This is a genomic window from Streptomyces sporangiiformans, assembly GCF_005768555.2.
Classification (GTDB): Bacteria; Actinomycetota; Actinomycetes; order Streptomycetales; family Streptomycetaceae; genus Streptomyces; species Streptomyces sporangiiformans.
This window is the reverse complement of record NZ_VCHX02000170.1, coordinates 1-24997: the sequence shown is the minus strand read 5'-3', so window position 1 is coordinate 24997 and position 24997 is coordinate 1. Positions and strand designations below refer to the sequence as shown.

Annotated in this window: 22 protein-coding genes and 1 pseudogene; 9 read left to right on the top strand and 14 right to left on the bottom strand. The window is 69.5% G+C overall.

The features are described 5' to 3' along the window. Window positions 1–4 precede the first annotated feature (4 nt). Window positions 5–1711 carry a glycerol-3-phosphate dehydrogenase/oxidase gene (locus tag FGD71_RS29390; RefSeq protein ID WP_119103570.1) on the bottom strand — a complete coding sequence of 569 codons (1707 nt, stop codon included), beginning with the start codon at window positions 1709–1711 and terminating at the stop codon, window positions 5–7. A gap of 270 nt (window positions 1712–1981) precedes the next feature. On the opposite strand from FGD71_RS29390, the pseudogene FGD71_RS49190 reads away from it, so the two are divergent. Both FGD71_RS49190 and FGD71_RS49185 read left to right on the top strand, forming a co-directional pair. Next, window positions 1982–2489, top strand: a pseudogene (locus FGD71_RS49190) (nucleotide sugar dehydrogenase); the annotation flags it as partial. Between the two features lies 1 nt (window position 2490). Next, the coding region (locus FGD71_RS49185) for a nucleotide sugar dehydrogenase (RefSeq protein ID WP_280528336.1) at window positions 2491–3234 on the top strand (744 nt) is incomplete at its 5' end. A gap of 693 nt (window positions 3235–3927) precedes the next feature. Here the strand turns inward: FGD71_RS49185 and FGD71_RS29380 are convergent. The 4 genes from FGD71_RS29380 to FGD71_RS29365 form a co-directional block, all read right to left on the bottom strand. Further along, window positions 3928–5052 carry a GuaB3 family IMP dehydrogenase-related protein gene (locus FGD71_RS29380; protein WP_119103569.1) on the bottom strand — a complete coding sequence of 375 codons (1125 nt, stop codon included), beginning with the start codon at window positions 5050–5052 and terminating at the stop codon, window positions 3928–3930. A gap of 135 nt (window positions 5053–5187) precedes the next feature. Then, entirely contained in the window at window positions 5188–6693 is a 1506-nt protein-coding gene (gene guaB / locus FGD71_RS29375) for an IMP dehydrogenase (protein WP_119103568.1), read from the bottom strand. Window positions 6694–6897: 204 nt separating this feature from the next. Further along, window positions 6898–7473 (bottom strand): sigma-70 family RNA polymerase sigma factor, encoded by a 576-nt coding sequence (locus FGD71_RS29370; protein WP_060901477.1) that lies wholly within the window; start codon window positions 7471–7473, stop codon window positions 6898–6900. Window positions 7474–7747: 274 nt separating this feature from the next. Further along, the gene (locus FGD71_RS29365; RefSeq protein WP_003948568.1) at window positions 7748–8359 is read right to left on the bottom strand and encodes a response regulator transcription factor; all 612 of its coding nucleotides are present in this window, start codon (window positions 8357–8359) and stop codon (window positions 7748–7750) included. A 389-nt stretch (window positions 8360–8748) separates the two neighbouring features. On the opposite strand from FGD71_RS29365, the gene FGD71_RS29360 reads away from it, so the two are divergent. After that, window positions 8749–9078, top strand: a complete 330-nt coding sequence (locus FGD71_RS29360) for a WhiB family transcriptional regulator (protein WP_119103567.1) — start codon at window positions 8749–8751, stop codon at window positions 9076–9078. 38 nt (window positions 9079–9116) lie between these two features. Here FGD71_RS29360 and FGD71_RS29355 read toward each other — a convergent pair whose 3' ends face one another. After that, a complete protein-coding gene (locus FGD71_RS29355) occupies window positions 9117–10013 on the bottom strand; it encodes a LysR family transcriptional regulator (protein WP_119103566.1) in 897 nt (298 codons plus the stop codon). Window positions 10014–10093: 80 nt separating this feature from the next. Between FGD71_RS29355 and FGD71_RS29350 the strand changes: the two genes are divergently transcribed. From FGD71_RS29350 to FGD71_RS29340, 3 genes are all read left to right on the top strand, one after another. Beyond that, window positions 10094–10759, top strand: coding sequence for an MOSC domain-containing protein (locus tag FGD71_RS29350; protein WP_119103565.1), 666 nt, complete (start codon window positions 10094–10096; stop codon window positions 10757–10759). A 145-nt stretch (window positions 10760–10904) separates the two neighbouring features. Further along, a complete protein-coding gene (locus FGD71_RS29345) occupies window positions 10905–11678 on the top strand; it encodes an SDR family NAD(P)-dependent oxidoreductase (RefSeq protein ID WP_119103564.1) in 774 nt (257 codons plus the stop codon). A 169-nt stretch (window positions 11679–11847) separates the two neighbouring features. Further along, on the top strand, window positions 11848–12555 hold the full coding sequence (locus tag FGD71_RS29340; RefSeq protein ID WP_119103583.1) for an ester cyclase: 708 nt from the start codon (window positions 11848–11850) through the stop codon (window positions 12553–12555). 88 nt (window positions 12556–12643) lie between these two features. Here FGD71_RS29340 and groL read toward each other — a convergent pair whose 3' ends face one another. The 3 genes from groL to FGD71_RS29325 form a co-directional block, all read right to left on the bottom strand. Continuing rightward, window positions 12644–14269 carry a chaperonin GroEL gene (gene groL, locus FGD71_RS29335; protein ID WP_119103563.1) on the bottom strand — a complete coding sequence of 542 codons (1626 nt, stop codon included), beginning with the start codon at window positions 14267–14269 and terminating at the stop codon, window positions 12644–12646. 151 nt (window positions 14270–14420) lie between these two features. Beyond that, a complete protein-coding gene (groES, locus tag FGD71_RS29330) occupies window positions 14421–14729 on the bottom strand; it encodes a co-chaperone GroES (RefSeq protein ID WP_119103562.1) in 309 nt (102 codons plus the stop codon). Window positions 14730–15008: 279 nt separating this feature from the next. Next, a complete protein-coding gene (locus FGD71_RS29325; protein WP_181359304.1) occupies window positions 15009–15836 on the bottom strand; it encodes a polysaccharide deacetylase family protein in 828 nt (275 codons plus the stop codon). A gap of 183 nt (window positions 15837–16019) precedes the next feature. Between FGD71_RS29325 and FGD71_RS29320 the strand changes: the two genes are divergently transcribed. Beyond that, complete coding sequence (locus tag FGD71_RS29320) at window positions 16020–17201, top strand: class I SAM-dependent methyltransferase (protein ID WP_240436829.1); 1182 nt, start codon at window positions 16020–16022, stop codon at window positions 17199–17201. Between the two features lie 39 nt (window positions 17202–17240). On the opposite strand, the gene FGD71_RS29315 is transcribed toward FGD71_RS29320, so the two are convergent. From FGD71_RS29315 to FGD71_RS29305, 3 genes are all read right to left on the bottom strand, one after another. Further along, window positions 17241–18425, bottom strand: a complete 1185-nt coding sequence (locus FGD71_RS29315) for a dipeptidase (protein WP_181359303.1) — start codon at window positions 18423–18425, stop codon at window positions 17241–17243. 77 nt (window positions 18426–18502) lie between these two features. Continuing rightward, window positions 18503–19057 (bottom strand): 5-(carboxyamino)imidazole ribonucleotide mutase, encoded by a 555-nt coding sequence (gene purE / locus FGD71_RS29310; protein WP_119103560.1) that lies wholly within the window; start codon window positions 19055–19057, stop codon window positions 18503–18505. Continuing rightward, the gene (locus FGD71_RS29305; protein WP_119103559.1) at window positions 19054–20193 is read right to left on the bottom strand and encodes a 5-(carboxyamino)imidazole ribonucleotide synthase; all 1140 of its coding nucleotides are present in this window, start codon (window positions 20191–20193) and stop codon (window positions 19054–19056) included. Before FGD71_RS29305 ends, purE begins: the two co-directional genes overlap by 4 nt. 194 nt (window positions 20194–20387) lie before the next feature. Between FGD71_RS29305 and FGD71_RS29300 the strand changes: the two genes are divergently transcribed. Then, the gene (locus tag FGD71_RS29300) at window positions 20388–20939 is read left to right on the top strand and encodes a GtrA family protein (protein ID WP_119103558.1); all 552 of its coding nucleotides are present in this window, start codon (window positions 20388–20390) and stop codon (window positions 20937–20939) included. Between the two features lie 84 nt (window positions 20940–21023). On the opposite strand, the gene FGD71_RS29295 is transcribed toward FGD71_RS29300, so the two are convergent. Further along, window positions 21024–22298 (bottom strand): ATP-binding protein, encoded by a 1275-nt coding sequence (locus FGD71_RS29295; protein ID WP_119103557.1) that lies wholly within the window; start codon window positions 22296–22298, stop codon window positions 21024–21026. A gap of 164 nt (window positions 22299–22462) precedes the next feature. Beyond that, complete coding sequence (locus FGD71_RS29290) at window positions 22463–23140, bottom strand: response regulator transcription factor (RefSeq protein WP_119103556.1); 678 nt, start codon at window positions 23138–23140, stop codon at window positions 22463–22465. A gap of 298 nt (window positions 23141–23438) precedes the next feature. On the opposite strand from FGD71_RS29290, the gene FGD71_RS29285 reads away from it, so the two are divergent. Then, a complete protein-coding gene (locus tag FGD71_RS29285; protein ID WP_119103555.1) occupies window positions 23439–24935 on the top strand; it encodes an oligopeptide:H+ symporter in 1497 nt (498 codons plus the stop codon). The last annotated feature ends 62 nt before the right edge of the window (window positions 24936–24997 follow it).

Genomic DNA, 24997 nt, shown 5'->3' with positions numbered 1-24997 from the left:
CCGCCTACAACGGCGCTATGTCCGGCGCCCCCAGCCGCGCCGCGTCCGCCGTCAGGTCGTCCGGCTGCCGCTGCGACTCGCGCTCCGCCTCCACACGCTTCTCGTAGTGCTGCACCTCGCGCTCGATCTGGTCCTTGTCCCAGCCGAGCACCGGCGCCATCAACTCCGCCGCCTCCCGCGCACTGCGCGTCCCACGGTCGAACGTCTCGATGGAGATGCGCGTCCGCCGTGTCAGCACGTCGTCCAGATGCCGCGCCCCCTCGTGCGAGGCGGCGTACACGATCTCGGCGCGCAGATAGTCCTCGGCAGCCGGCAACGGTTCGCCCAGCCTGGCGTCCGCGGCGATGAGATCGAGCAACTCCTCGGCCATCGACCCGTACCGGTTCAGCAGGTGCTCCACGCGCACCACATGGAGCCCGGTCCGCGCGGCGATCCGCGCTCGCGCGTTCCACAGCGCCCGGTAGCCCTCGGCTCCGATGAGCGGGATGTCCTCGGTGACGCAGTCGGCGACGCGCTGGTCGAGGCCGTGCACCGCCTCGTCCACGGCGTCCTTCGCCATCACGCGGTACGTCGTGTACTTGCCGCCCGCCACGACCACGAGTCCCGGCACCGGATGCGCCACGGTGTGCTCGCGCGACAGCTTGCTGGTGGCTTCCGACTCCCCGCGCAGCAGCGGCCGCAGCCCCGCGTACACGCCCTGCACGTCGTCCCGGGAAAGAGGGACCGCCAGCACGGAGTTGACGTGCTCCAGGAGATAGTCGATGTCCGCGCTGGACGCCGCCGGGTGCGCCTTGTCGAGGTCCCAGTCGGTGTCCGTGGTGCCCACGATCCAGTGGCGCCCCCAGGGGATCACGAACAGCACGGACTTCTCGGTCCGCAGGATCAGCCCCGTCGTCGAGTGGATCCGGTCCTTCGGTACGACCAGGTGGATGCCCTTGGACGCCCGGACGTGGAACTGCCCCCGCTCCCCCACCATCGCCTGGGTGTCGTCCGTCCACACCCCCGTCGCGTTGACGACCTGCTTGGCGTGGATCTCGTACTCCCCGCCCGCTTCCACGTCCTGCACCCTGGCGCCGACGACCCGCTCGCCCTCGCGCAGGAAGCCGGTCACGCGCGCGCGGTTGGCGGCCTTCGCGCCGTACGCAGCCGCCGTGCGCACCAGCGTGGCCACATAGCGGGCGTCGTCCATCTGCGCGTCGTAGTACTGCAACGCCCCGACCAGCGCCTCCTTCTTCAAACAAGGGGCGACGCGCAGGGCGTGGCGACGCGTCAGGTGGCGGTGCATGGGCAGCCCGCGTCCATGGCCGCGCGCCATCGACATACCGTCGTAGAGCGCGACGCCCGATCCCGCGTACAGCCGCTCCCAGCCCTTGTGCTGCAGTGGATACAGGAACGGGACAGGCTTCACGAGGTGCGGCGCCAGCCGCTCCAGCAACAGCCCGCGCTCCTTCAACGCCTCGCGTACCAGCGCGAAGTCGAGCATCTCCAGATACCGCAGACCGCCGTGGATCAGCTTGCTCGACCGGCTCGACGTGCCGGACGCCCAGTCACGCGCCTCCACCAGCCCGGTGGACAGGCCGCGCGTCGCGGCGTCCAGCGCGGTGCCCGCGCCGACCACCCCCGCACCCACGACCAGCACATCCAGCTCGCGCTCGGCCATTCCCGCGAGGGACTCGGCGCGCTCGGCCGGTCCCAGTGTCGCTGTCCTCACCGCTGCCTCCCGCTGTCTGTCGCGCTGGTCTCGCCGTGCGGCAATGCCGGCTCACATCCCCCATGCCCGAATTCTCGCCGGGTTGCCCACCATCGGCCACCACCCACGGCCAGCCTGTGGACAACGCTCGGCGACGCGCAAGGAATCACGGCCGAGCAATCCCATAAATCGGTCATATTTACTCCTAGTCTGACATTGCGCTCGCCCGTTCTGTCCACAGGGCTTGCGCCCTCGCCCCACTTCGGCTACTGGGAAGGACGGCCCACCGCCATGCCCGCAGATCTCGCCGTCATCGGCCTCGGCCAGCTCGGACTGCCCCTGGCACAGGCCGCCGTCACCGCCGGCCTCCCCACGCTCGGCTACCAGAGCGGCGACCCCGCGCCCCTGTCCGCCGCCGACCTGCGCCGGATGCTGTCGGGAGGCTTCCGGCTCACCACCAACCCCGTCGAGCTCGGCCGCGTACGAACCGCCGTCATCTGCGCGCCCACCCCCCTCGGTGCGGACGGCACGCTCGACCTCGGCCACCTGGCCACCGCCGCCCGCGCTCTGGCCGCACAGCTGCGCCCGCATACCACCGTGATCCTGGAGTCACCCGTATACCCGGGGACCACGGAGGAATTCCTCCGCCCCCTCCTGGAAGAGGGTTCCGGGCTGAGCGCCGGCCGCGACTTCCACCTCGTGTACTCGCCCAGCCGTGTCGACCCGGGCAACCGCGACCACACCCCCGCCAACACTCCGAAGGTCATCGGCGGCCTCACACCCGCCTGCACCGAGTCCGNACTCCGAAGGTCATCGGCGGCCTCACACCCGCCTGCACCGAGTCCGCCGCCGCCTTCTACGGCCGCCTCACCGACAAGGTCGTACGCGCGCGTGGACCGCGCGAAGCGGAAACCGTGCAGCTCCTGGAGACCAACTACCGGCACGTCAACATCGCCCTGGTCAACGAAATGGCCGTCCTCTGTCATGACTTGGGCGTCGACCTGTGGGACGTCATCCGCTGCGCCGAGACCAAACCGTTCGGCTTCCAGGGCTTCCGCCCCGGCCCCGGGGTGGGCGGTCACGCCGTCCCACGCGACCTCGCGGGCCCCAGAGCCCGCTCCCTGCGCATGGTCGAACTGGCCCAGCAGGTCAATCACCACATGCCCCAGTACGTCATCCAGCGCGCGGCCGCGCTCCTCAACGAGCACGGCAAGTCCGCCCGCGGCGCACGCGTGCTGCTCCTCGGCGTGACGTACAAGCCGGACCACGCGGACCAACAGGGCTCCCCCGCCCACGAGATCGCGCTCCGGCTGCTGGAACTGGGCGCCGCCATCAGCTACCACGACCCGTACGTACCGTCCTGGAGCGTCCTGGACCGCCCGGTCCCGCGCGCGGACTCCCTGTACGAGGCCGCCGCCGACGCGGACCTGACGATCCTGCTTCAGCACCACCGGACGTATGACCTGCAGGGGCTGTCGGTGAAGGCGCAGTTGCTGTTGGACACGCGGGGGGCTACGCCCACGGGGGCGGCGCATAGGTTGTGAAGGGGGCGCGTGCGGGTGGTTGTGCCTCTGGGGCTGGTGGCGTGCGGGGCTGTGCCGCCGCTAGCGTACGGACAGGCGGAGCCCACCGCAGGGGGTACTGCGGCAGGCTCCTGACGGGTTACGGGTGTCCGCCCCTACTGTGTATAGGGGCGGCCGCTCACCATCCGAAATCCGCAAGATCCACCTCCCCCGGTGCCAAGCCGCCCGACGGCGGATCCGGTACCGTACAAAGAGGTGGAGCCCACCGCAGCAGGCACTGCGGCAGGCTCCTGACGGGTTACGGGTGTCCGCCCCTAGTGTGTATAGGGGCGGCCGCTCACCATCCGTGAATCCGCAAGATCCACCTCCTCCGGCACTTCACCATCCACAGACGGATCCGATCCCAGCGGGTGGGCTTGCGGTGGCGGCCCATAGGCGCCCCCTTCCACGACGCCGCCCAGTGGCCCGGTAGGCGGTCCGTTGGAGCTCGAGCCGGGCCCCGAGGGCCGGGGTCCGGAACCTTGTCCTTGGAAGGGGGCGCCCCACACAACCGGGGCGCCGCACGGACACTATCGCCCCGATGCGGCCATTAGATGCACATTCGCCCAGAACGCAACCATGCGCCCCCTACGGCAAAACACGCCCCACCAGGCCCTTTTGGACACACGAAGGGGCCCGGACCGTGCAGGTCCGGGCCCCTTGTCGCCGTAAGGCCTACCTCTTGTGCTGCGAGTCCGCCACCGTCACCTCGACCCGCTGGAACTCCTTGAGCTCGCTGTAGCCGGTCGTGGCCATCGCCCGCCGCAGCGCACCGAAGAAGTTCATCGAGCCGTCCGGCGTGTGCGACGGACCCGTCAGGACCTCCTCGATGGTGCCGACCGTGCCGAGGTCGACCTTCTTGCCGCGCGGCAGTTCGTCGTTGACGGCCTCCATGCCCCAGTGGTTGCCCTTGCCCGGCGCGTCCGTGGCGCGCGCGAGCGGGGAGCCCATCATCACGGAGTCGGCGCCGCAGGCGATGGCCTTCGGGATGTCGCCGGACCAGCCGACACCGCCGTCCGCGATCACGTGCACGTACCGGCCGCCGGACTCGTCCATGTAGTCACGGCGCGCGCCCGCGACATCGGCGACCGCCGTCGCCATGGGCACCTGGATGCCGAGCACGTTGCGCGTGGTGTGGGCGGCGCCGCCGCCGAAGCCCACCAGGACACCGGCCGCGCCCGTACGCATCAGGTGCAGCGCCGCCGTGTACGTGGCGCAGCCGCCGACGATGACCGGGACGTCCAGTTCGTAGATGAACTGCTTCAGGTTCAGCGGCTCGGAGGCGCCCGACACGTGCTCGGCCGACACCGTCGTACCGCGGATCACGAAGATGTCGACGCCCGCGTCCACGACGGCCTTGGAGAACTGGGCCGTGCGCTGGGGCGAGAGCGCGGCCGCGGTGACCACGCCCGAGTCGCGCACCTCCTTGATGCGCTGCCCGATCAGCTCCTCCTTGATGGGAGCCGTGTAGATCTCCTGGAGGCGGCGGGTGGCGGTGTCGGCGTCCAGCGCGGCGATCTCGTCGAGGAGCGGCTGGGGGTCCTCGTACCGCGTCCACAGCCCCTCGAGGTTCAGTACGCCGAGGCCGCCGAGCTCGCCGATGCGGATCGCGGTGGCCGGCGAGACGACCGAGTCCATGGGAGCCGCCAGGAAGGGCAGCTCGAAGCGGTAGGCGTCGATCTGCCAGGCGATCGAGACCTCCTTCGGGTCTCGCGTACGGCGGCTGGGGACGACGGCGATGTCGTCGAAGGCGTACGCCCGGCGGCCGCGCTTGCCGCGCCCGATCTCGATCTCAGTCACGTGTGTGGCCTTTCCCTCTGCGTTTCAGCACCGTCCAGTATCCCCGACACCCACGACAAGGGCGGTCCCGGAGCCTCCGGGACCGCCCTCGGACGTGCCTCACGCGCGCGTGCGGGCCGTTTACGAGTCGCGCGACTACTGGCCGCGGCTGTAGTTCGGTGCCTCGACCGTCATCTGGATGTCGTGCGGGTGGCTCTCCTTCAGGCCCGCCGAGGTGATCCGGACGAACCGGCCCTTCGACTCCATCTCGTCGACCGTGGCGGCGCCCACGTAGCCCATGGTCTGGCGCAGACCGCCGACGAGCTGGTGCAGCACGTTCGCCAGCGGGCCGCGGTAGGGCACCTGCCCCTCGATGCCTTCCGGTACCAGCTTGTCGTCGGAGGCGACGTCGGCCTGGAAGTAGCGGTCCTTCGAGTACGACCTGCCCTGGCCCCGGGACTGCATGGCGCCGAGGGAACCCATGCCGCGGTACGACTTGAACTGCTTGCCGTTGATGAAGAGCAGCTCGCCGGGCGACTCCTCGCAACCCGCGAGGAGGCTGCCGAGCATGACCGTGTCGGCACCGGCGGCCAGGGCCTTGCCGATGTCGCCGGAGTACTGCAGACCGCCGTCGCCGATCACCGGGACGCCCGCGGCGCGGGCCGCGAGAGCTGCCTCGTAGATGGCGGTGACCTGCGGAACACCGATACCGGCGACCACTCGGGTGGTGCAGATCGAGCCCGGTCCCACGCCCACCTTGACGCCGTCGACACCGGCGTCGATCAGGGCCTGGGCGCCGTCCCGGGTGGCGACGTTGCCGCCGATCACGTCGACGCTCACGCTCGACTTGATCTTGGCCATCCAGTTGAGGGCGTTGCTGTTGTGCCCGTGGGAGGTGTCGACGATCAGGAAGTCCGCGCCGGCCTCGGCGAGCGCCTGGGCCCGCTCGAGGGCCTCGGGGCTGGCGCCCACGGCGGCGCCGACGAGCAGCCGGCCCTCGGCGTCCTTCGCGGCGCTCGGGTACTTCTCGGCCTTCACGAAGTCCTTGACCGTGATGAGGCCCCTGAGGATGCCCGCGTCGTCGACCAGGGGAAGCTTCTCGATCTTGTGGCGACGCAGCAGCTCCATCGCGTCGACCCCGGAGATGCCGACCTTGCCCGTCACCAGCGGCATGGGCGTCATGACCTCGCGCACCTGACGGTTGCGATCGGTCTCGAACGCCATGTCGCGGTTGGTGACGATCCCGAGCAGCTTGCCGTTGCCGTCGGTGACCGGGACACCGCTGATGCGGAACTTCGCGCACAGGGCGTCGGCCTCGGCCAGCGTCGCGTCCGGGTGCACCGTGATCGGGTCGGTGACCATCCCGGACTCGGAGCGCTTCACCAGGTCGACCTGGTTGGCCTGGTCCTCGATGGACAGATTGCGGTGGAGTACGCCGACGCCGCCCTGCCGAGCCATGGCGATCGCCATGCGGGACTCGGTCACCTTGTCCATCGCCGCCGAGAGCAGCGGAATGTTCACGCGCACGTTGCGGGAGATGCGGGACGAGGTGTCGACCGCGTTCGGAAGAACCTCCGACGCGCCCGGCAGGAGCAGCACATCGTCGTAGGTCAGCCCGAGTGTCGCGAATTTCTCGGGCACTCCGTCGACGTTGGCAGTCATGACACCTTCCCCAATGGCCTTGATCGGTGCGGATGTCCATGCTAACGGGAAGCGGGGGTCTCTGATTCCACGCTCCGGGCCACCCTGCGGCTTCGTAGGTACCTACGGGTGGGGTGACCTCCCCGTTCACCCCGGGCGCAGCCGGCCGAGAGGCACGATCTCGCGGCTCCCGCCCGCAGCATGTGCGCGCGTACGGAAGCCGGTCTACTGCTCGGCCAGCGCCCTCAACCGGCTCAGTGCCCGGTGCTGGGCCACGCGCACCGCGCCCGGTGACATCCCCAGCATCTGGCCCGTCTCCTCGGCCGTGAGGCCCACCGCGATCCTCAGGAGGAGCAGCTCGCGCTGGTTCTCCGGGAGGTTGGCGAGGAGCTTCTTGGCCCACTCTGCGTCGCTACTGAGGAGAGCGCGCTCCTCGGGGCCGAGGGAGTCGTCGGGCCGCTCGGGCATCTCGTCCGACGGCACGGCCGTCGAGCCCGGGTGGCGCATCGCGGCGCGCTGCAGGTCTGCGACCTTGTGCGCGGCGATGGCGAAGACGAAGGCCTCGAAAGGCCGCCCCGTGTCCTTGTAGCGCGGCAGTGCGAGGAGCACCGCCACGCAGACCTCCTGCGCCAGGTCCTCCACGAAGTGCCGCGCGTCACCCGGAAGTCTGGACAGCCGGGTGCGGCAGTAGCGCAGCGCGAGGGGGTGAACATGGGCGAGCAGGTCGTGCGTCGCCTGCTCGTCGCCGTCGACAGCACGATGGACGAGCGCACCGATCACCGTCGTCTCGTCGTCGCGCATCGATCCATGGTGCCCTGGTGTCTTCCGATCCGTGGCACCGCGTCCATAGTTGTGCACCGAAGCGTTATGAGCAGGTGCGCCGGAACTCATCTCCTGCGCCCTCCCCTCCCGCTCGACCGACTCGTCCCCGAGGAACTCCACACCTCAAGGATGCGGCATCAGCCGGGAAACGGGCATCGGGCACCCGAGCAGCCGACTTCGATCCCCCTCCGGCCCGGCCCCACCCGCCGTGCGGCGGGCGGGGATGGCCGTATCCCCGCGACGGCTCGCTCACCTAGCGGACCAGGCCCCACCGGAAGCCGAGCGCCACCGCGTGTGCGCGGTCCGAGGCGCCGAGTTTCTTGAACAGACGCCGCGCGTGGGTCTTCACGGTGTCCTCGGAGAGGAACAGCTCACGGCCGATCTCCGCGTTCGACCTGCCGTGGCTCATGCCCTCCAGGACCTGAATCTCACGCGCGGTGAGCGTGGGGGCTGCGCCCATCTCGGCCGACCTCAGTCTGCGCGGGGCGAGCCGCCACGTCGGGTCGGCGAGCGCCTGGGTCACGGTCGCCCGCAGCTCCGCGCGCGAGGCGTCCTTGTGCAGATAGCCGCGGGCCCCTGCGGCCACGGCGAGCGCCACACCGTCCAGGTCCTCGGCGACGGTGAGCATGATGATGCGCGCACCGGGGTCGGCGGACAGCAGCCGCCGGACCGTCTCCACGCCACCCAGACCGGGCATGCGTACGTCCATCAGAATCAGGTCCGAGCGGTCGGCGCCCCAGCGGCGGAGGACTTCCTCGCCGTTGGCCGCCGTCGTCACGCGCTCGACACCGGGCACGGTCGCGACCGCGCGGCGGAGCGCCTCTCGGGCAAGCGGGGAGTCGTCGCAGACGAGGACGGATGTCATGGCCGCCCTCCCCAGCTGATGCGCGTCACCTTGAGCCTCCAGGCTGGTACGAAATCGTCACCTGTGCGGTCGACACTCGCCGACGGACACTGCCGTCTCCCGAGCGCTTGTTCCTTCAACCGCCTCGCACTCTCAACGACGGTCACTCGAAAGAGTTACGGGGCCGCGAGCCATCTTCGGCACTCTACGTGAGGGCGCGGACACGGTGCAGATGCCCGCAACGGACCCACAAGGTTTCATCACATGCCGTGCCCCATTTAGCCGGTTTTCTTCCCATTCGCTGGTGTCTGTAGATAGATTCGCAATGAGTCATATTTTCATCTCCTTAGATCGTCGTTGTACGGTCATGAGCAGGTATCCGCACAGAACGGCAACAAGGGGACAACGCAATGGCAGATTTCTCCCGCCTTCCCGGACCGAACGCGGATCTGTGGGACTGGCAGCTCCTTGCGGCCTGCCGCGGAGTCGACAGCTCGCTCTTCTTCCACCCGGAGGGCGAGCGCGGTGCGGCGCGGAGTGCTCGCGAGAACTCGGCCAAAGAGGTCTGCATGAGATGCCCGGTACGCGCGGAGTGCGCCGCCCACGCACTGTCGGTACGCGAGCCGTACGGGGTGTGGGGCGGGCTGACCGAGGACGAACGAGAAGAGCTCATGGGGCGCGCACGCCACCGCCTCGTCTCGGCGTCGGCACCCAACGGAAACACTTCGCCGAATAACTGAAGGAACGTTTCTTCAAAGAGGCCCGGCCGACGCCGTTCTCAGCGCGTCGCGGCCCGGGTCAGCTGATTCAGCGTGGCCGCCACCGCCGGCACCTGGGCCAGGTCCGGCAGCGTGAGCGCGACGATCTCCCGCCGGACCGCCGGATCCACCGTCACCGTGCGGGCTCCCTTGGGACGTACGGACTCGATGGCGAGCTCCGGCAGGACGGCGACACCTAGGCCTGCCCCGACCAGCCCGACCACCGCCGGATAGTCGTCGGTCGCGAAATCGATGCGGGGCGTGAAACCCGCGGCCTCACAGACCTCCACCAGCTGGCCGCGACAACGGGGGCAGCCCGCGATCCACGGTTCTCCGGCGAGTTCGCCGATGGCGACCGATTCCGCACGAGCCAGCCGGTGCCCCTCGGGCACCAGTCCGACGAGCCGGTCCATGAGCAGCGGCCGTACCACCAGATCCGCCCACTCCCCCTCGTCCGCAGCACCCTCGTACCGGAAGGCGAGAGCCACGTCGCAGTCGCCCTCGCGGAGCATTTCGACGGACTTCGGCGGTTCGGCCTCCTCCAGGGAGACCCGGGTTCCGGGGTGCGCGGCGCGCAGGGCCGCGAGCGCGGTCGGTACGAGCGTGGAGCTGCCGCTGGGGAACGAGACCAGGCGGACACGGCCCGCGCGCAGCCCCGCGATCGCGGCGACCTCCTCCTCGGCGGCGGTGAGGCCGGCGATGATGCCCGCGGCATGCCGTACGAGCGCCTCACCTGCCTGTGTCAGCCGCATCTCCCGGCCCGCGCGGACGACCAGCGGTGTGCCGACGGAGGCTTCGAGGGCCTTCATCTGCTGGCTGACAGCGGGCTGTGTGCAGCCCAGTTCACGGCCGGCCGCGGAGAAGGAGCCGGTGGCGGCTACGGCGCGCAGCACACGGAGATGACGGGCCTCGATCACCGCTTGATCATAAGCGAGGCTTGGGTGCGGCGATGAATATTGCGTCGTGCCTTTGACCCCGAGTCCTCTAGCGTGCCGACATGAAGCTTCTGTCACTGAATCTGGGGCGGCCCACGTTCGCCGAGTACACGGATCACCCGGACGGCGTAACGGGGATGGACAAGCGACCGGTGGACGGGCCGGTGCGCGTGGCGGCGCCCGGCCCCAAGGGGGTCGGTGCCAGCGGTGTGGCCGGGGACGCGGTGTGCGAGACGCGGCATCACGGCGGGAACGACCAGGCCGTGTACGCCTTCGCGCGCGAGGATCTCGACGACTGGGAACGCGAGTTGGGGCGGCCACTGGCCGGTGGCGCGTTCGGCGAGAACCTCACGACGGAGGGGCTCGACGTGTCCGGAGCGAAGATCGGGGAGCGCTGGCGGATCGGTTCCGAGGTCGTGCTCGAGGTCACCAGTGGGCGGATTCCCTGCCGCACCTTCCAGGGCCACCTCGGGGAGAAGGGGTGGGTCAAGCGGTTCACGCACAAGGGGGCGCCCGGCGCGTATCTGCGGGTGATCACGCCCGGGGAGATACGGGCCGGGGACCCGATCCGGATCGTGCACCGGCCGGACCACGAGGTGACCGTCGCTCTGCAGTTCCGTGCGGTCACGACGGAGCGGGAGCTGCTGCCACGACTGTTCGCGGCGGGTGACGCGCTGCATCCGGAGGCGATGGAGAAGGCGCGGGCGTACGTGGCGCGGCAGAGCTGACGGGCTGCGGGCCCACCTGCGATGGAACCGTCGGTTCGGCCTGACGGAGCCGTCGGTTCAACCCGACGGAACGGTCGGTTCCGTCAGGGGTGGAGGCAGGGAATCCGGTGCTCTCGCCTGGAGGGCCAGTCAATAACCTTGGCCCATGACAACGGCTCTGATTACTGGATCGACGGCGGGCATCGGCGCCGCCTTCGCACGGCGCCTGGCCTCCGACGGCCACAACCTCGTCCTGGTGGCGCGTGACACCAAGCGGCTCGTCGAACAGGCGACCGAACTGCACGACCGGCACGGCATCGAGGCGAAGGTGCTGACGGCGGACCTGGCGGAGGACGACGGCATCGAGGCGGTGACCACCCGCCTCTCGGACCGCAAGAACCCGGTCGACCTGCTGATCAACAACGCCGGCTTCGGCAACAAGGGCCGCTATCTGGACGTACCGATGGCGGACGAGCTGAAGATGCTCAAGGTGCACTGCGAGGCGGTGCTCCGGCTGACCTCGGCGGCGACGGAGTCCATGCGGGCCCGCGGCCGCGGGGGTGTCGTCAATGTCGCGTCGGTCGCCGCATTCGTGCCGCGTGGTACGTACGGCGCGTCGAAGGCGTGGGTCGTGCAGTTCACGCAGGGCGCGGCGAAGGACCTGGCCGGGTCCGGGGTCCGCCTGATGGCCCTGTGCCCCGGCTTCGTGCGTACCGAGTTCCACCAGCGGGCCGGGATGGGCACGGACAACATCCCCAAGTGGATGTGGCTCGACGCCGACAAACTGGTCACGGCGGCCCTCGCGGATCTGGCCCGCGGTAAGTCGCTCTCCATTCCGGACCCGCGGTACAAGGCCCTCATGGGCATCGTGAAGGTGACCCCGCGGGCCCTGCTCGGGGGAATCAGCTCGAAGACCGGCCGGAAATACGGGCCGCAGTAGAGCAGGGTCGCCGTAGAGCCGGGTCGCCGTTCAGGGCGCAGTACAGGCCGCTGGAGCGTGTCTCCGTAGGAGTCGCTCATTCAACTACTTGTTCAACTCGGGCAGATCAGAGCGATTTTCACTAAAATGGGGGCATTCGACCGAATCCCGGATGACCGGAGGCGTCGTCATGACATTCGTGCAACTGATCGACTGCAAGACCAGTCGGTTCGACGAGATGAATCGGCTCATGGACACGTGGGTCGAACGGACCAAGGGTAAGCGGACGGCGACGCACAGCCTGATCGGCAAGGACCGGTCCGACTCGGCGCACATCATCGAGATCGTCGAGTTCCCGTCGTACGAGGACGCGATGCGGAACTCGAATCTCCCCGAGACGGACGAGGTCTTCCGGGAGATGGTGGCACTCTGCGACGAGATGCCGACCTTCACGGACCTGGACGTGGTGCGGGACGAGCAGCTCTACGCGGCCAACGTCCGCAGGCTCTTCGAGGTGATAGCCACCAAGGGGCAACTGCCTCCGCTCAACGACCTGATGGCGGAGAACTACCACGACCACGATCCCGCCAACGAGCAGGACGTCCTCGGCCTGGACGCGATCCGGCGCGAGATGGAGATGTGGCGCGGGGCGTTCGACTTCGCGTTCACCGTCGAGGACCAGATAGCCCAGGGCGACCAGGTCTGTACGCGCTGGACCTGGAACGGCACCCACAAGGGCGACTTCCTCGGGATTCCGGCGACCGGCAAGCAGGTCACCATGACCGGAGTGACCATCTTCCGGTGCCAGGAGGACGGCAAGATCACCGAGGGCTGGTGGCAGTACGACCGGCTGGGGCTGATGACCCAGCTCGGTGTGCTCGACCAGTACGAGGTCTAGTCACCGATCCGCGGCTGAGCCGCGTACAACGCGAAGGTCCGGTGCCCCAGCAGGGCACCGGACCTTCGGCTCAGTTCAGCTCAGCGGCTCAGTGGGCGTGCCCGTGGCTGTGGCCCCCGGCCTCCGGCTCCTCCTCCGCCGGCTTCTCGACGACCAGGGTCTCGGTCGTGAGGAGCAGGGAGGCGATGGAGGCGGCGTTCTCCAGGGCGGAGCGGGTGACCTTGACCGGGTCGATGACGCCCTGCTTCACCAGGTCGCCGTACTCGCCGGTCGCGGCGTTGAATCCCTGGCCCTTGTCGAGCTCGGCGACCTTCGAGGTGATGACGTAGCCCTCGAGGCCCGCGTTCTCGGCGATCCAGCGCAGCGGCTCGACGACGGCGCGGCGGACGACGGCGACACCGGTGGCCTCGTCGCCCTCCTTGCCGAGGGAGCCCTCCAGGACCTTCGCCGCGTGGACGAGAGCCGAGCCACCACCGGAGACGATGCCCTCCTCGACCGCGGCGCGGGTCGCGGAGATGGCGTCCTCCAGACGGTGCTTCTTCTCCTTCAGCTCCACCTCGGTGGCGGCGCCGACACGGATCACGCACACGCCGCCGGCCAGCTTCGCGAGGCGCTCCTGGAGCTTCTCGCGGTCCCAGTCGGAGTCGGTGGTCTCGATCTCGGCCTTGATCTGGGCGACGCGGCCGGCGACGTCGGTGCTGTTGCCACCGCCGTCGACGATCGTCGTGTCGTCCTTGGTGACGGTCACACGGCGGGCGGTGCCCAGCACGTCCAGGCCGGCCTGGTCGAGCTTGAGGCCGACCTCCTCGGCGATGACGGTGGCACCGGTGAGGGTGGCGATGTCGCCGAGCATGGCCTTGCGGCGGTCACCGAAACCGGGGGCCTTGACGGCCACCGCGTTGAAGGTGCCGCGGATCTTGTTGACGACGAGGGTGGACAGGGCCTCGCCCTCGACGTCCTCGGCGATGATCAGCAGCGGCTTGGAGGCACCCGCCTGGATGACCTTCTCCAGCAGCGGCAGCATGTCCTGGATGGAGGAGATCTTGCCCTGGTGGATGAGGATGTACGGGTCCTCGAGGACGGCCTCCATGCGCTCCTGGTCCGTCACGAAGTACGGCGACAGGTAGCCCTTGTCGAAGGCCATGCCCTCGGTGAAGTCCAGCTCCAGACCGAAGGTGTTGGACTCCTCGACGGTGATGACACCGTCCTTGCCGACCTTGTCCATCGCCTCGGCGATGAGCTCGCCGACCTGCGGGTCCTGGGCGGACAGACCGGCGACGGCGGCGATGTCGGACTTCTCGTCGATCGGGCGCGCGGTGGCGAGAAGGTCCTCGGAGATCGCGGCGACGGCCGCGTCGATGCCCTTCTTCAGCAGCGCCGGGGAGGCACCCGCGGCCACGTTCCTCAGACCCTCGCGCACGAGCGCCTGGGCGAGCACGGTGGCGGTGGTCGTACCGTCACCCGCGATGTCGTTGGTCTTGGTCGCCACCTCCTTCACCAGCTGGACACCGAGGTTCTCGTACGGGTCGTCGACCTCGACCTCGCGGGCGATGGTGACACCGTCGTTGGTGATGGTGGGAGCGCCGAACTTCTTGTCGATGACGACGTTGCGGCCCTTGGGGCCGATCGTCACCTTGACCGTGTCGGCAAGCTTGTTGACGCCGCGCTCGAGGGCGCGACGGGCGTCCTCGTCGAACTTCAGGATCTTCGCCATAGGAGCGTTTCAGTCCTCTCGTTGCGATCCTCGGCCGCTTCCTGAAACGACCGCCATCGCGGGAACACGAACAGCGCCCCGGGCGCCCGGCTTCATAAGGTCGCGGGGGCCAGGGGCGCAGCTCAAAGCAAAAGCAATCTGCTTCGGTGAATTACTTCTCGACAATCGCGAGCACGTCGCGAGCCGAGAGGACGAGGTACTCCTCGCCGCTGTACTTCACCTCGGTGCCGCCGTACTTGCTGTACAGCACGACATCGCCGGTCTTCACGTCGAGCGGCAGGCGCTCGCCGTTCTCGAACCGGCCCGGGCCCACGGCAAGGACGACGCCCTCCTGGGGCTTCTCCTTCGCGGTGTCCGGGATGACCAGGCCAGAGGCCGTGGTCTGCTCGGCGTCCAGCGGCTGGACCACAATGCGGTCCTCGAGCGGCTTGATGGCAACCTTGGAGCTGGCGGTCGTCACGATCCGACCTCCCCCTTCGGAGATCTCACGGGGTTAACTGTCTGAGGTGGCGACCAGGTCGATCCGTCGTCGCGGGTGCCGGACCTGCCCGTCGCTTGTTGGCACTCTCCAGTGGGGAGTGCCAGACCAGAGACTATGACCGCGATTAGCACTCGGTCAAGCGGAGTGCCAATTGCCTCCGGCGCGGCGCCTGTTTTCGGGCACCCGGAGTCGCTGTCGCCGTCTCCCGGGGACTCCGCCCCAAGACCGATGTCGACTGGCCGCGTGGGTGGGTGAGCCCTAGAGGTAGTCCTCCAGCCGCGCCACCGTGAACCCCTGCTCCTGGATGCGTCGCAGAAGCCGGGTCGTCATCTCCGTGAGGGAAGCCCCGTTCAGTTCCGACGGCCGCCGGAAGTGGGCGAGGACGATGTCGCCGGGGCGCAGGTGGTTCCCCTCGAAATATCGCAGGTCGCTGATGTCCATGGACGCACGCCACAGGACGACGGCCGCGACTCCGCAGTCGGCGGCGGCGCGCAGGGTGTCGTCGTCGTAGGCGCCGTACGGCGGCCGGAAGAGCCGGGGACGGATACCGAAGCGCTGCTTCAGCTTCTCCTGCTGGCCGCAGATCTCGGCGCGCTGGCCCGCGTACGGGAGGCCGGGCAGGTGGGGGTGGTCGAGGGTGTGGTTCTGGACGGTCGCCCCGACCGCCCGCAGCCGTCCGAAGTGCGCGTACCCCGGTCCGACGATGCTGTCCGTCAGGAACATGCTGACCGGCAGCCGCAGTTCACGGACCATGTCGACGAACCGCGGATCCTTCTCGGCCCCGTCGTCGAAGGTCAGGAAGACGACCTTGTCGCGGGTGGGGATGCGGTCGACGACGGGTGGCAGGCCCGGCCTCGCGCCGGTGCGTACGGCGGGCCGCTCGGGCGGCTTCGGTGCCGGGGCGAGCGGGGACGGCAGACCCCAGCGGCGGTACGTCGCGGCGCTCGGGGCGTGCCCGTGTCCCTTGTGCGCCTCCGTCGTGCCCGGCCGCTCGACCGGGTCGACGGGCCCGGCGCAGCCCGCGCCCGAGGCGAGCAGCGCGGACGCGAGCAGGCCGACGGCCGGCGCACACCACCGTGACCTCACAGGTGGGCCTCCAGTCGCGCCACCGCGTCCCCCTTGTCCGTGGACGGCTGTATGAAGCGGCGGATCATGCCGTGCCCCGTGCCCTTCCCGTACTCACGGCCGCGAAACGGCGGAACGGGCGGAAACGGCAGCCGGCGCCGCCGCCGGGCGCGCATCGTCCACCGGCTGGCCCACAATGGGGCGGTGAACGATCACGACCCGCTGGCCTCCTTCGCCGCTCTGCTCACCGACCGTGGACGGTTTCTGCTCGACGAGGTGCGGGAGGTCGAAGCGGCTCAGGAGCTGGCCGTGGCCACCCGGCTGCGGCGTGAGCACCCCGCTGAGCTCGTGTCCGCGGCGATGGGGCAGGCGCGGTTGCGGCAGCGCGCGGCTGGGAAGTTCGGGAGCGCGGATGCGGGCCGGATGTTCTTCACGGCGAACGGGGTCGAGCAGGCGACCCGGGCGACGGTCGCGGCGTACCGGGCGGAGCGTTTCGCCGGGCTCGGCGTGCGCTCCGTCGCCGATCTCTGCTGTGGCATCGGCGGGGACGCCATCGCGCTCGCCCGCGCGGGGGTGCGTGTCCTCGCCGTCGACCGCGACCCGCTGACGTGTGCGGTGGCGCGTGCGAACGCCGAGGTGCTCGGGCTCGCCGACCTGATCGAGGTGCGCGAGGCGGATGTCACGGAAATCGACACGGCCTCGTACGAGGCCGTCTTCGTGGACCCGGGCAGGCGCGGCGGGCGGGGCCGGATCTTCGACCCGGAGGCCTACTCGCCGCCCCTGTCCTGGGCCGTCGCCGCCGCTCTCGAGGCGCCCCACGCCGCTCTGAAGATCGCGCCCGGCATCCCCCATGAGGCGATCCCGGGCGAGGCCGAGGCCGAATGGGTGTCGGATTCCGGCGATGTGAAGGAGGCCGTGCTGTGGTTCGGTACCGAGCCCGGCCTGGTGCGCGCCACGCTGCTGCCCGGCCCGCGCAGCCTCACCGGCCGCGGACTGCCCGACCCTCAAGTGCGGCCGCCGGGGCGCTACCTGTACGAGCCGGACGGCGCCGTGATCCGCGCCCATCTGGTCGCGGAGGTCGCCGAGGAGGTCGGCGGAGGGCTGCTCGACGCGACGATCGCGTACGTCACCGCAGACGACCTGCGTCCCACCCCGTACGCCACCGCATACGAGATCACCGACCAACTGCACTTCAGCGTCAAGAAGTTGAAGGCGCTGCTTCGAGAGCGTGAGGTCGGCATCCTGACCGTCAAGAAACGCGGCTCGGCGGTCGAGCCGGAGGAACTGCGCCGCAAGGTGAAGCCGCAGGGACCGAACGCGGCGACGGTGTTCCTGACCCGGGTGCAGGGCACCCCGACCATGCTGCTGGGGCACCCCGCCACGTGACGGCCGTCGCCGGCCGTGACCAGTCGCCGCCGGCCGCCGCTAACCGTCCAGTTGCTCCAGGGTCGCGTTCGACGGGCCCCTGCGCGACCGCTCGTCGCGTGCCACGTCCTCCGCGGCCCCGAGGACCCGTACCGCGTTCCGCCAGGTCAGCTTGGCGAGGTCGGACGTCGACCAGCCGCGGTCCAGGAGCTCGGCGATGAGGTTCGGGTAGCCCGAGACGTCGTTCAGGCCGTCCGGGGTGAAGGCCGTACCGTCGTAGTCGCCGCCGATGCCGATGTGGTCGATTCCGGCCACCTCGCGCATGTGGTCCAGGTGGTCGGCGACCGTCGCCACCGTGGCGACGGGGCGCGGGTGCGACTCCTCGAAGGCGCGGTGGACCTTCATAGCCTCCGACGTGGTGTCCAGGGGGTGGAAGCCGTGCTCGCGCATGTTCTCGTCCGCCGCGGCCGTCCAGTCGACGGCCGCCTGCAGCACGAACTTCGGCACGAACGTCACCATCGCCACGCCCCCGTTGCCCGGCAGGCGCTCCAGGACGTCGTCCGGGATGTTGCGCGGGTGGTCGCACACCGCGCGCGCGGAGGAGTGGGAGAAGATCACGGGCGCGACGGACGTGTCCAGCGCGTCCCGCATCGTCGTCGCCGCGACGTGCGAGAGGTCCACGAGCATGCCCTCGCGGTTCATCTCCCGCACCACCTCGCGGCCGAAGGCCGACAGGCCGCCCACGCCCGGCTCGTCCGTCGCGGAGTCCGCCCAGGCGATGTTGTCGTTGTGCGTCAGGGTCATGTAGCGCACGCCCAGCGCGTACAGCGCCCTCAGCGTCGCCAGGGAGTCGGCGATCGAGTGGCCGCCCTCCGCACCCATCAGCGACGCGATACGGCCTTCGCCCCGTGCCGCCTCCATGTCGCCGGCCGTCAGCGCGGCCCGCAGGTCGGATGGATAGCGCGCGAGCAACTGCCGTACGCAGTCGATCTGTTCGAGCGTCGCGCTGACCGCGGCGTCGCCCGCCAGGTCCGAGCGGACGTACACCGACCAGAACTGCGCACCGACCCCGCCCTCGCGCAGCCGCGGCAGGTCCGTGTGCAGGTGTGCGTTCTGGTGGCCGGCGATGTCGCGCGCGTCGAGGTCGTAGCGGACCTGCTGGCGCAGCGCCCAGGGGAGGTCGTTGTGCCCGTCGACGACCGGGAACTCCCGCAGCAGTTCCCGGGCCTCGTCCAACGATGTCATCGGTGCCATTTCCCCTGGTTCCCCCTGGTTCTCGTCGTTTCCCGACCGCTCCTGGTCCGCCTACCGCTCCGGGTTCTCTACTTCCCCGAGCCGAAGCCGAAGCCACCCGCCGCGCCCTCGACCTTCGCGCGCAGCCGCTTGCCCTTCTCCGTCGCCTGCTCGTTCAGCTCCTGCTGGAACTCCCGCATCCGGCCGAGGAGTTCCTCGTCGTGGGAGGCGAGGATGCGGGCCGCGAGCAGTCCCGCGTTCCGCGCGCCGGCCACGGAGACCGTGGCGACCGGCACCCCCGCGGGCATCTGGACGATCGACAGCAGCGAGTCCATGCCGTCCAGGTACTTCAGCGGCACCGGCACGCCGATCACGGGGAGCGGGGTGACGGAGGCGAGCATGCCCGGCAGATGGGCGGCACCGCCCGCACCCGCGATGATCACCTTGAGGCCGCGCTCGGCCGCCTCCTCGCCGTACGCGATCATCTCGCGCGGCATCCGGTGCGCGGAGACGACATCGACCTCGTAGGAGATCTCGAACTCGTCGAGGACCTCGGCCGCGGCCTCCATGACGGGCCAGTCGGAGTCCGACCCCATGACGATGCCGACAGCGGGAGACTGTGACGGCTCTGCCGAGGTGCTCATTCGGTGATCGTCCCTCTCAGGTATGCGGCTGCGTGACGGGCGCGGTCGAGCACGTCGGCCAGGTCGTCGCCGTAGGTGTTGACGTGGCCGACCTTACGGCCGGGCTTCACGTCCTTGCCGTACATGTGGATCTTGAGCTGCGGGTCGCGGGCCATGCAGTGCAGGTACGCGGAGTACATGTCGGGGAAGTCGCCGCCGAGGACGTTCACCATGACCGTCCACCCGGCGCGCGGGCGCGGGTCGCCGAGGGGGAGGTCCAGGACCGCGCGCACATGGTTGGCGAACTGCGAGGTGATCGCGCCGTCCTGGGACCAGTGGCCGGAGTTGTGCGGGCGCATGGCCAGTTCGTTCACGAGGATGCGGCCGTCGCGGGTCTCGAAGAGCTCGACGGCGAGGTGGCCGACGACACCGAGTTCCTTGGCTATGCGCAGGGCGAGTTGCTCGGCCTGCAGCGCCCGCTCCTCGGGGAGGTCCGGGGCCGGTGCGATCACCGTGTCGCAGACACCGTCGACCTGCTGCGACTCGACGACGGGGTAGGCGACGGCCTGGTCGTGGGGCGAGCGGACGACGTTCGCGGCGAGTTCGCGCACGAAGTCGACCTTCTCCTCGGCCAGCACGGGCACACCGGCGCGGAAGGGCTCCGCGGCCTCCTCGACGGAGCTCACGAACCACACCCCCTTGCCGTCATAGCCGCCGCGGACCGTCTTGAGGATCACAGGGAAGCCGTCGCCCTCGGCGGCGAACGCGGCCACGTCCTGCGGATCGCTCACGATCCTGTGGCGGGGACACGGCACACCGATCGCATCGAGCTTCGCGCGCATCACGCCCTTGTCCTGGGCGTGCACGAGCGCGTCGGGACCCGGGCGTACGGGGATGCCGTCCGCCTCCAGGGCCCGAAGGTGCTCGGTGGGGACGTGTTCGTGGTCGAAAGTGATCACGTCACAGTCCCGCGCGAAGTCACGCAGCGTGTCGAGGTCGCGATAGTCGCCGACGACGACATCGCTGACGACCTGCGCCGCGGAATCCTGGGGAGTGTCACTGAGGAGCTTGAATCTGATGCCGAGCGGGATGCCTGCCTCGTGTGTCATACGAGCGAGCTGGCCCCCGCCGACCATGCCGACTACCGGGAACGTCACGCACCCAGGGTAACGGCCGTGCCGGGGCGCCTCTGCAGCACGCATGGTCATTCACATCTCCGCATAGTCGTCACGGCGTGGCCACATCTCATGGGCGTGCCCGGACATGCCGACGACCGGCTGGTTAGCATGGCTGAGTCGGCGAAGTTCGACGACGTTGGCGTTATCCGACGAGACGGGGGCTGAGCGACACGATGGGCAACGGTGGTTCACGTGGGGCACCTGGGGCGTCTGGGGCGCTTCCCGGCTCCGTGCGCGAGCGGATCGACCGGCTGACGCGGGAGATCGCCAAGTTCGGGGCGGTCGGCGGGGCAGGTCTGCTCGTCAACCTCCTGGTGTTCAACCTTGTACGGAGCGTCACGGATCTACAGGTCGTGCGGGCCAGTGTGATCGCCACACTCGTCGCGATCTTCTCCAACTACCTCGGGTTCCGCTACTTCACGTACCGTGACCGCGACAAGAGCCGCCGCACCAAGGAACTCTCGCTCTTCCTGCTGTTCAGCGCGGTGGGCCTGGTGATCGAGAACGGCGTTCTGTACGTCGCCACGTACGGCCTCGGCTTCGACAGCCATCTGCAGACCAACATCTTCAAGTTCGTCGGCATCGGCATCGCGACCCTGTTCCGCTTCTGGTCCTACCGCACCTGGGTCTTCCGCACGCTCCCGGGCCGCGAGGCCGTGGCCGACGCGGAATCGTTCCTGGAGAAGGAGCGACGGCGGCCGCGGCCCGCCCAGCGAGTCCCCTGAGCCGTCACCGCATGGCCCAAGAGCGGGTCCGAGACCTTTCCGACCCTGACCACCGGACAATCCGCCGGACAGGGCCTACAGGCCCTAGCGGATCGTGTGCTCCGGCTCCTCCCCCACCGACCGCTTGACCGGCGAGCGCGACAGGAACAGGCCGAAGATCGGGGGCTGGGCCTGGAGCATTTCGAGGCGGCCGCCGTCGGCCTCCGCGAGATCGCGGGCCACGGCGAGGCCGATGCCCGTCGAATTGTGGCCGCTGATGGCGCGCTCGAAGATGCGGGCCCCGAGGTCGGCCGGGACCCCCTGGCCCTCGTCGGTCACCTCGATCACCGCCTGGTTGCCGATGACGCGGGTGCGCAGGGCGACCGTGCCGCCACCATGCATGAGCGAGTTCTCGATCAGGGCGGCCAGGACCTGGGCCACCGCGCCAGGGGTGGCCACAGCCCGCAGATGGCGTTTGCCGGAGCTGACGATGGCCCGGCCCACGCTGCGGTAGGCCGGACGCCATTCCGCCAGCTGCTGCTGGATGACCTCGTCCAGGTCGAAGGTGACGGCGGAGCCGGTGCGAGGGTCCCGGGAGTTGGTGAGGAGCCGCTCGACCACGTCCGTGAGGCGCTCCACCTGGGCGAGCGCGATGGTCGCCTCCTCCTTCACCGTGTCCGGGTCGTCGGTGAGGGTGATCTCCTCCAGGCGCATGGACAGGGCCGTGAGGGGCGTACGGAGCTGGTGGGAGGCGTCGGCGGCCAGCCTGCGCTCGGCCGTGAGCATCCGGGCGATGCGCTCGGCGGAGCCGTCCAGCACATCCGCGACCCGGTCCAGCTCCGGCACCCCGTACCGCTTGTGGCGGGGCCGCGGATCCCCGGAGCCGAGCCGCTCGGCGGTCTCCGCGAGGTCGGTGAGCGGGGACGCGAGCCGGTTGGCCTGGCGTACCGCGAGCAGTACGGCGGCGATCACGGCGAGCAGCGCGACCGCCGCGATGATCAGGAGCGTACGGGCGACCTCGCGGGTGACGGCGGAACGCGACTCCTCGACGGTGACCTGCTCCCCCTCGCCGCCGTTGGCGGTGTACCGGATGACGTCACCGGTGGGTTGGGTGCCGATCTCGATCGGGGCCTGGTCCGGGAGGTCGATGCGCGCGTAGCGATCGTCCCCGACCTGGTCCGCGAGGATCTCGGCGCTGATGCGCTCATGGCCGATGATCCGGCCGTCGACGATGCTGGCCAGCCGCACCGCCTCCGAGTTCACACGCTCCTGGGCGCCGGTGCTGACCGTGCGGGTCTCGACGATGACGAGCGAGACGCCGAACACGGCGATCACGACCAGCACGACGGCCAGGGTGGAGTTGATGAGACGGCGACGCACGGGGCCCTCCGGGCGGGGGCGGGTTGCTTGATGTGGACCAGTGTGCCTCGGCGCCCCGCTTCCCCGGCCGGCGCGCCCACCGCCGTCCTGAGATCAGCTTCGGCTCCGCGGAGCGCCCAGCTCTTCTCGAAGCGGAGCACTCAGCTCCTCGCGAAGCGGAGCGCTCAGCTCTTCTCGAAACGGAAGCCGACCCCGCGGACCGTGGCGATGTAACGCGGGTTCGCCGCGTCGTCGCCGAGCTTCTTCCTGAGCCAGGAGATGTGCATGTCCAGGGTCTTGGTGGACGACCACCACGTGGTGTCCCAGACCTCGCGCATCAGCTGGTCTCGGGTGACGACCCGGCCCGCGTCCCGCACCAGCACCCGCAGGAGGTCGAACTCCTTGGCCGTGAGCTGGAGCTCGTCGTCGCCCATCCAGGCGCGGTGCGACTCGACGTCGATGCGCACACCGTGCGTGGCGGGCGGCTGCTGGGGCTCGGCGGCGCCGCGCCGGAGCAGAGCCCGCACGCGGGCGAGCAGCTCGGCGAGGCGGAACGGCTTGGTGACGTAGTCGTCGGCACCCGCGTCGAGGCCGACGACGGTGTCCACCTCGTCGGCGCGTGCGGTCAGAATGAGGATCGGCACCGAGTGGCCTTCGGCGCGGAGCCGCCGGGCCACTTCCAGTCCGTCCATACCGGGCAGCCCGAGGTCGAGCACGACCAGATCGACGCCGCCCTGAATGCCGGCGTCGAGCGCGGTGGGTCCGTCCTCGCGTACCTCAACCTCGTACCCTTCCCGGCGCAGGGCGCGGGCCAGCGGCTCCGAGATGGACGCATCGTCCTCGGCGAGCAGTACACGGGTCATGGAGTGATGGTAGACCGCCTCGGACGCCCGTCGGAGGGATGATCAGCAAGTGTGATGCACTCCTGCGACTTGGGGGTGTGATCCTGTGTATGACCTTGGAGTACGGGGTCGCGATTGCGCTTTCGCTTGTGATTCAGGTCTCATGTCATTTTATATGCGGCATTCCTGTGCCGTATGGTGACTGGACGCCTGTAGCAACACACGGTGGCCTTCGGCGAGCACCTGACGCCGAAGGTCTCTTTCGTGTGCGGGCTGGTGATCGCCGGCCTTGAAAGGAACGACCCAGCAAGGAACGACCATGGCGTCCAGCCTGACGAAGGACTCGGCCGCACCGGGCACCCCCGGTTCCGAGAAGACCTTCTTCGGCCACCCTCGCGGACTGGCCACTCTCTTCATGACCGAGATGTGGGAGCGATTCTCCTACTACGGCATGAAGGCTCTGCTCCCGCTGTACCTCGTCGCCCCGGGCGGCCTGCATCTGAACGCGGCCACCGCGACCGCCGTCTACTCGGTGTACGTGTCGCTCGTGTACCTGCTCGCCCTGCCCGGAGGCTGGTTCGGCGACCGCGTATGGGGCCCCCGCAAGACCGTCGCCGTCGCGGGCACGGTCATCATGCTCGGTCATCTGACGCTGGCGCTGCCCTCGTCGGGCACGTTCTTCGCGGGCCTCGGCCTGGTCGCGATCGGCTCCGGTCTGCTGAAGGCCAACATCTCGACGATGGTCGGCCACCTCTACGACGGCCCCGACGATCCGCGCCGCGACGGTGGCTTCACGGTCTTCTACATGGGCATCAACCTCGGCGCCTTCGCCGCGCCGCTGGTCATCGGCACCATCGGCGAGACCGTCGACTGGCACCTGGGCTTCGCGCTCGCCGCGCTCGGCATGGCGCTCGGACTCGGCCAGTTCCTGATCGGCAGCCGCAACCTCGCGCCCCGCTCCACGGTCGTCCCGACGCCGCTGAGCGCCGCGGAGCGCGCCACGACCCTGCGCAAGGCCCTGATCTGGGCCGGCGTCGCCGCCGTCTTCTACACGGTCGTCGGTGTCTCGGGCTCGTACACGCTCAACTGGCTCCTGGTTCCGCTGACCCTCGCCGGCGTGGTCATCCCGGTCATGGTGCTGGCGCGCATGAAGCGCGACAAGGAGCTCGACGGCACCGAGCAGTCGAAGCTGTCCGCGTACATCTGGTTCTTCGTGGCAGCGGCCGTCTTCTGGATGATCTACGACCAGGGCGGCTCGACGCTCTCGATCTTCGCCGAGGCGTCCGCCGAGAACAGCGTCCTCGGCTGGGAGTTCCCGGTCTCCTGGTACCAGTCGGTGAACCCCGTGCTGATCATGGCGCTGGCCCCGGTCTTCGCCTGGTTCTGGCTGGCGCTGAACAAGCGTGGCAACGAACCCAGCACGATCGTGAAGTTCTCGTCCGGCCTCGTGCTGGTCGGTGCCTCGTTCTTCGTCTTCCTGGCTCCCCTGTCGATCGCCGAGGGCGGTCACAAGGCCGCCGCGATGTGGCTGGTCGCCATCTACTTCGTCCAGACCGTCGGTGAACTGACGCTCTCTCCGGTCGGCCTCTCCGTCACCACGAAGATGGCTCCCGCGAAGTACGCCTCCCAGATGATGGGCGTCTGGTTCCTGGCCGTCACCGCGGGCGACGCCACGACCGGTCTGCTCTCCATCGCGGGCGTCGACCTCAACAAGATGGGCATCGTCGCGCTGGAGGCCGCGCTCGCGGCGGTCGCCGGCGTCGCGATCTACATGTACCGCAACAAGGTCAAGTCCCTGATGGGCGACGTCCACTGACGCGACCGACACGGCTGACGCGACCGACGAAGGGCCGCCGCACCCTGTGGTGCGGCGGCCCT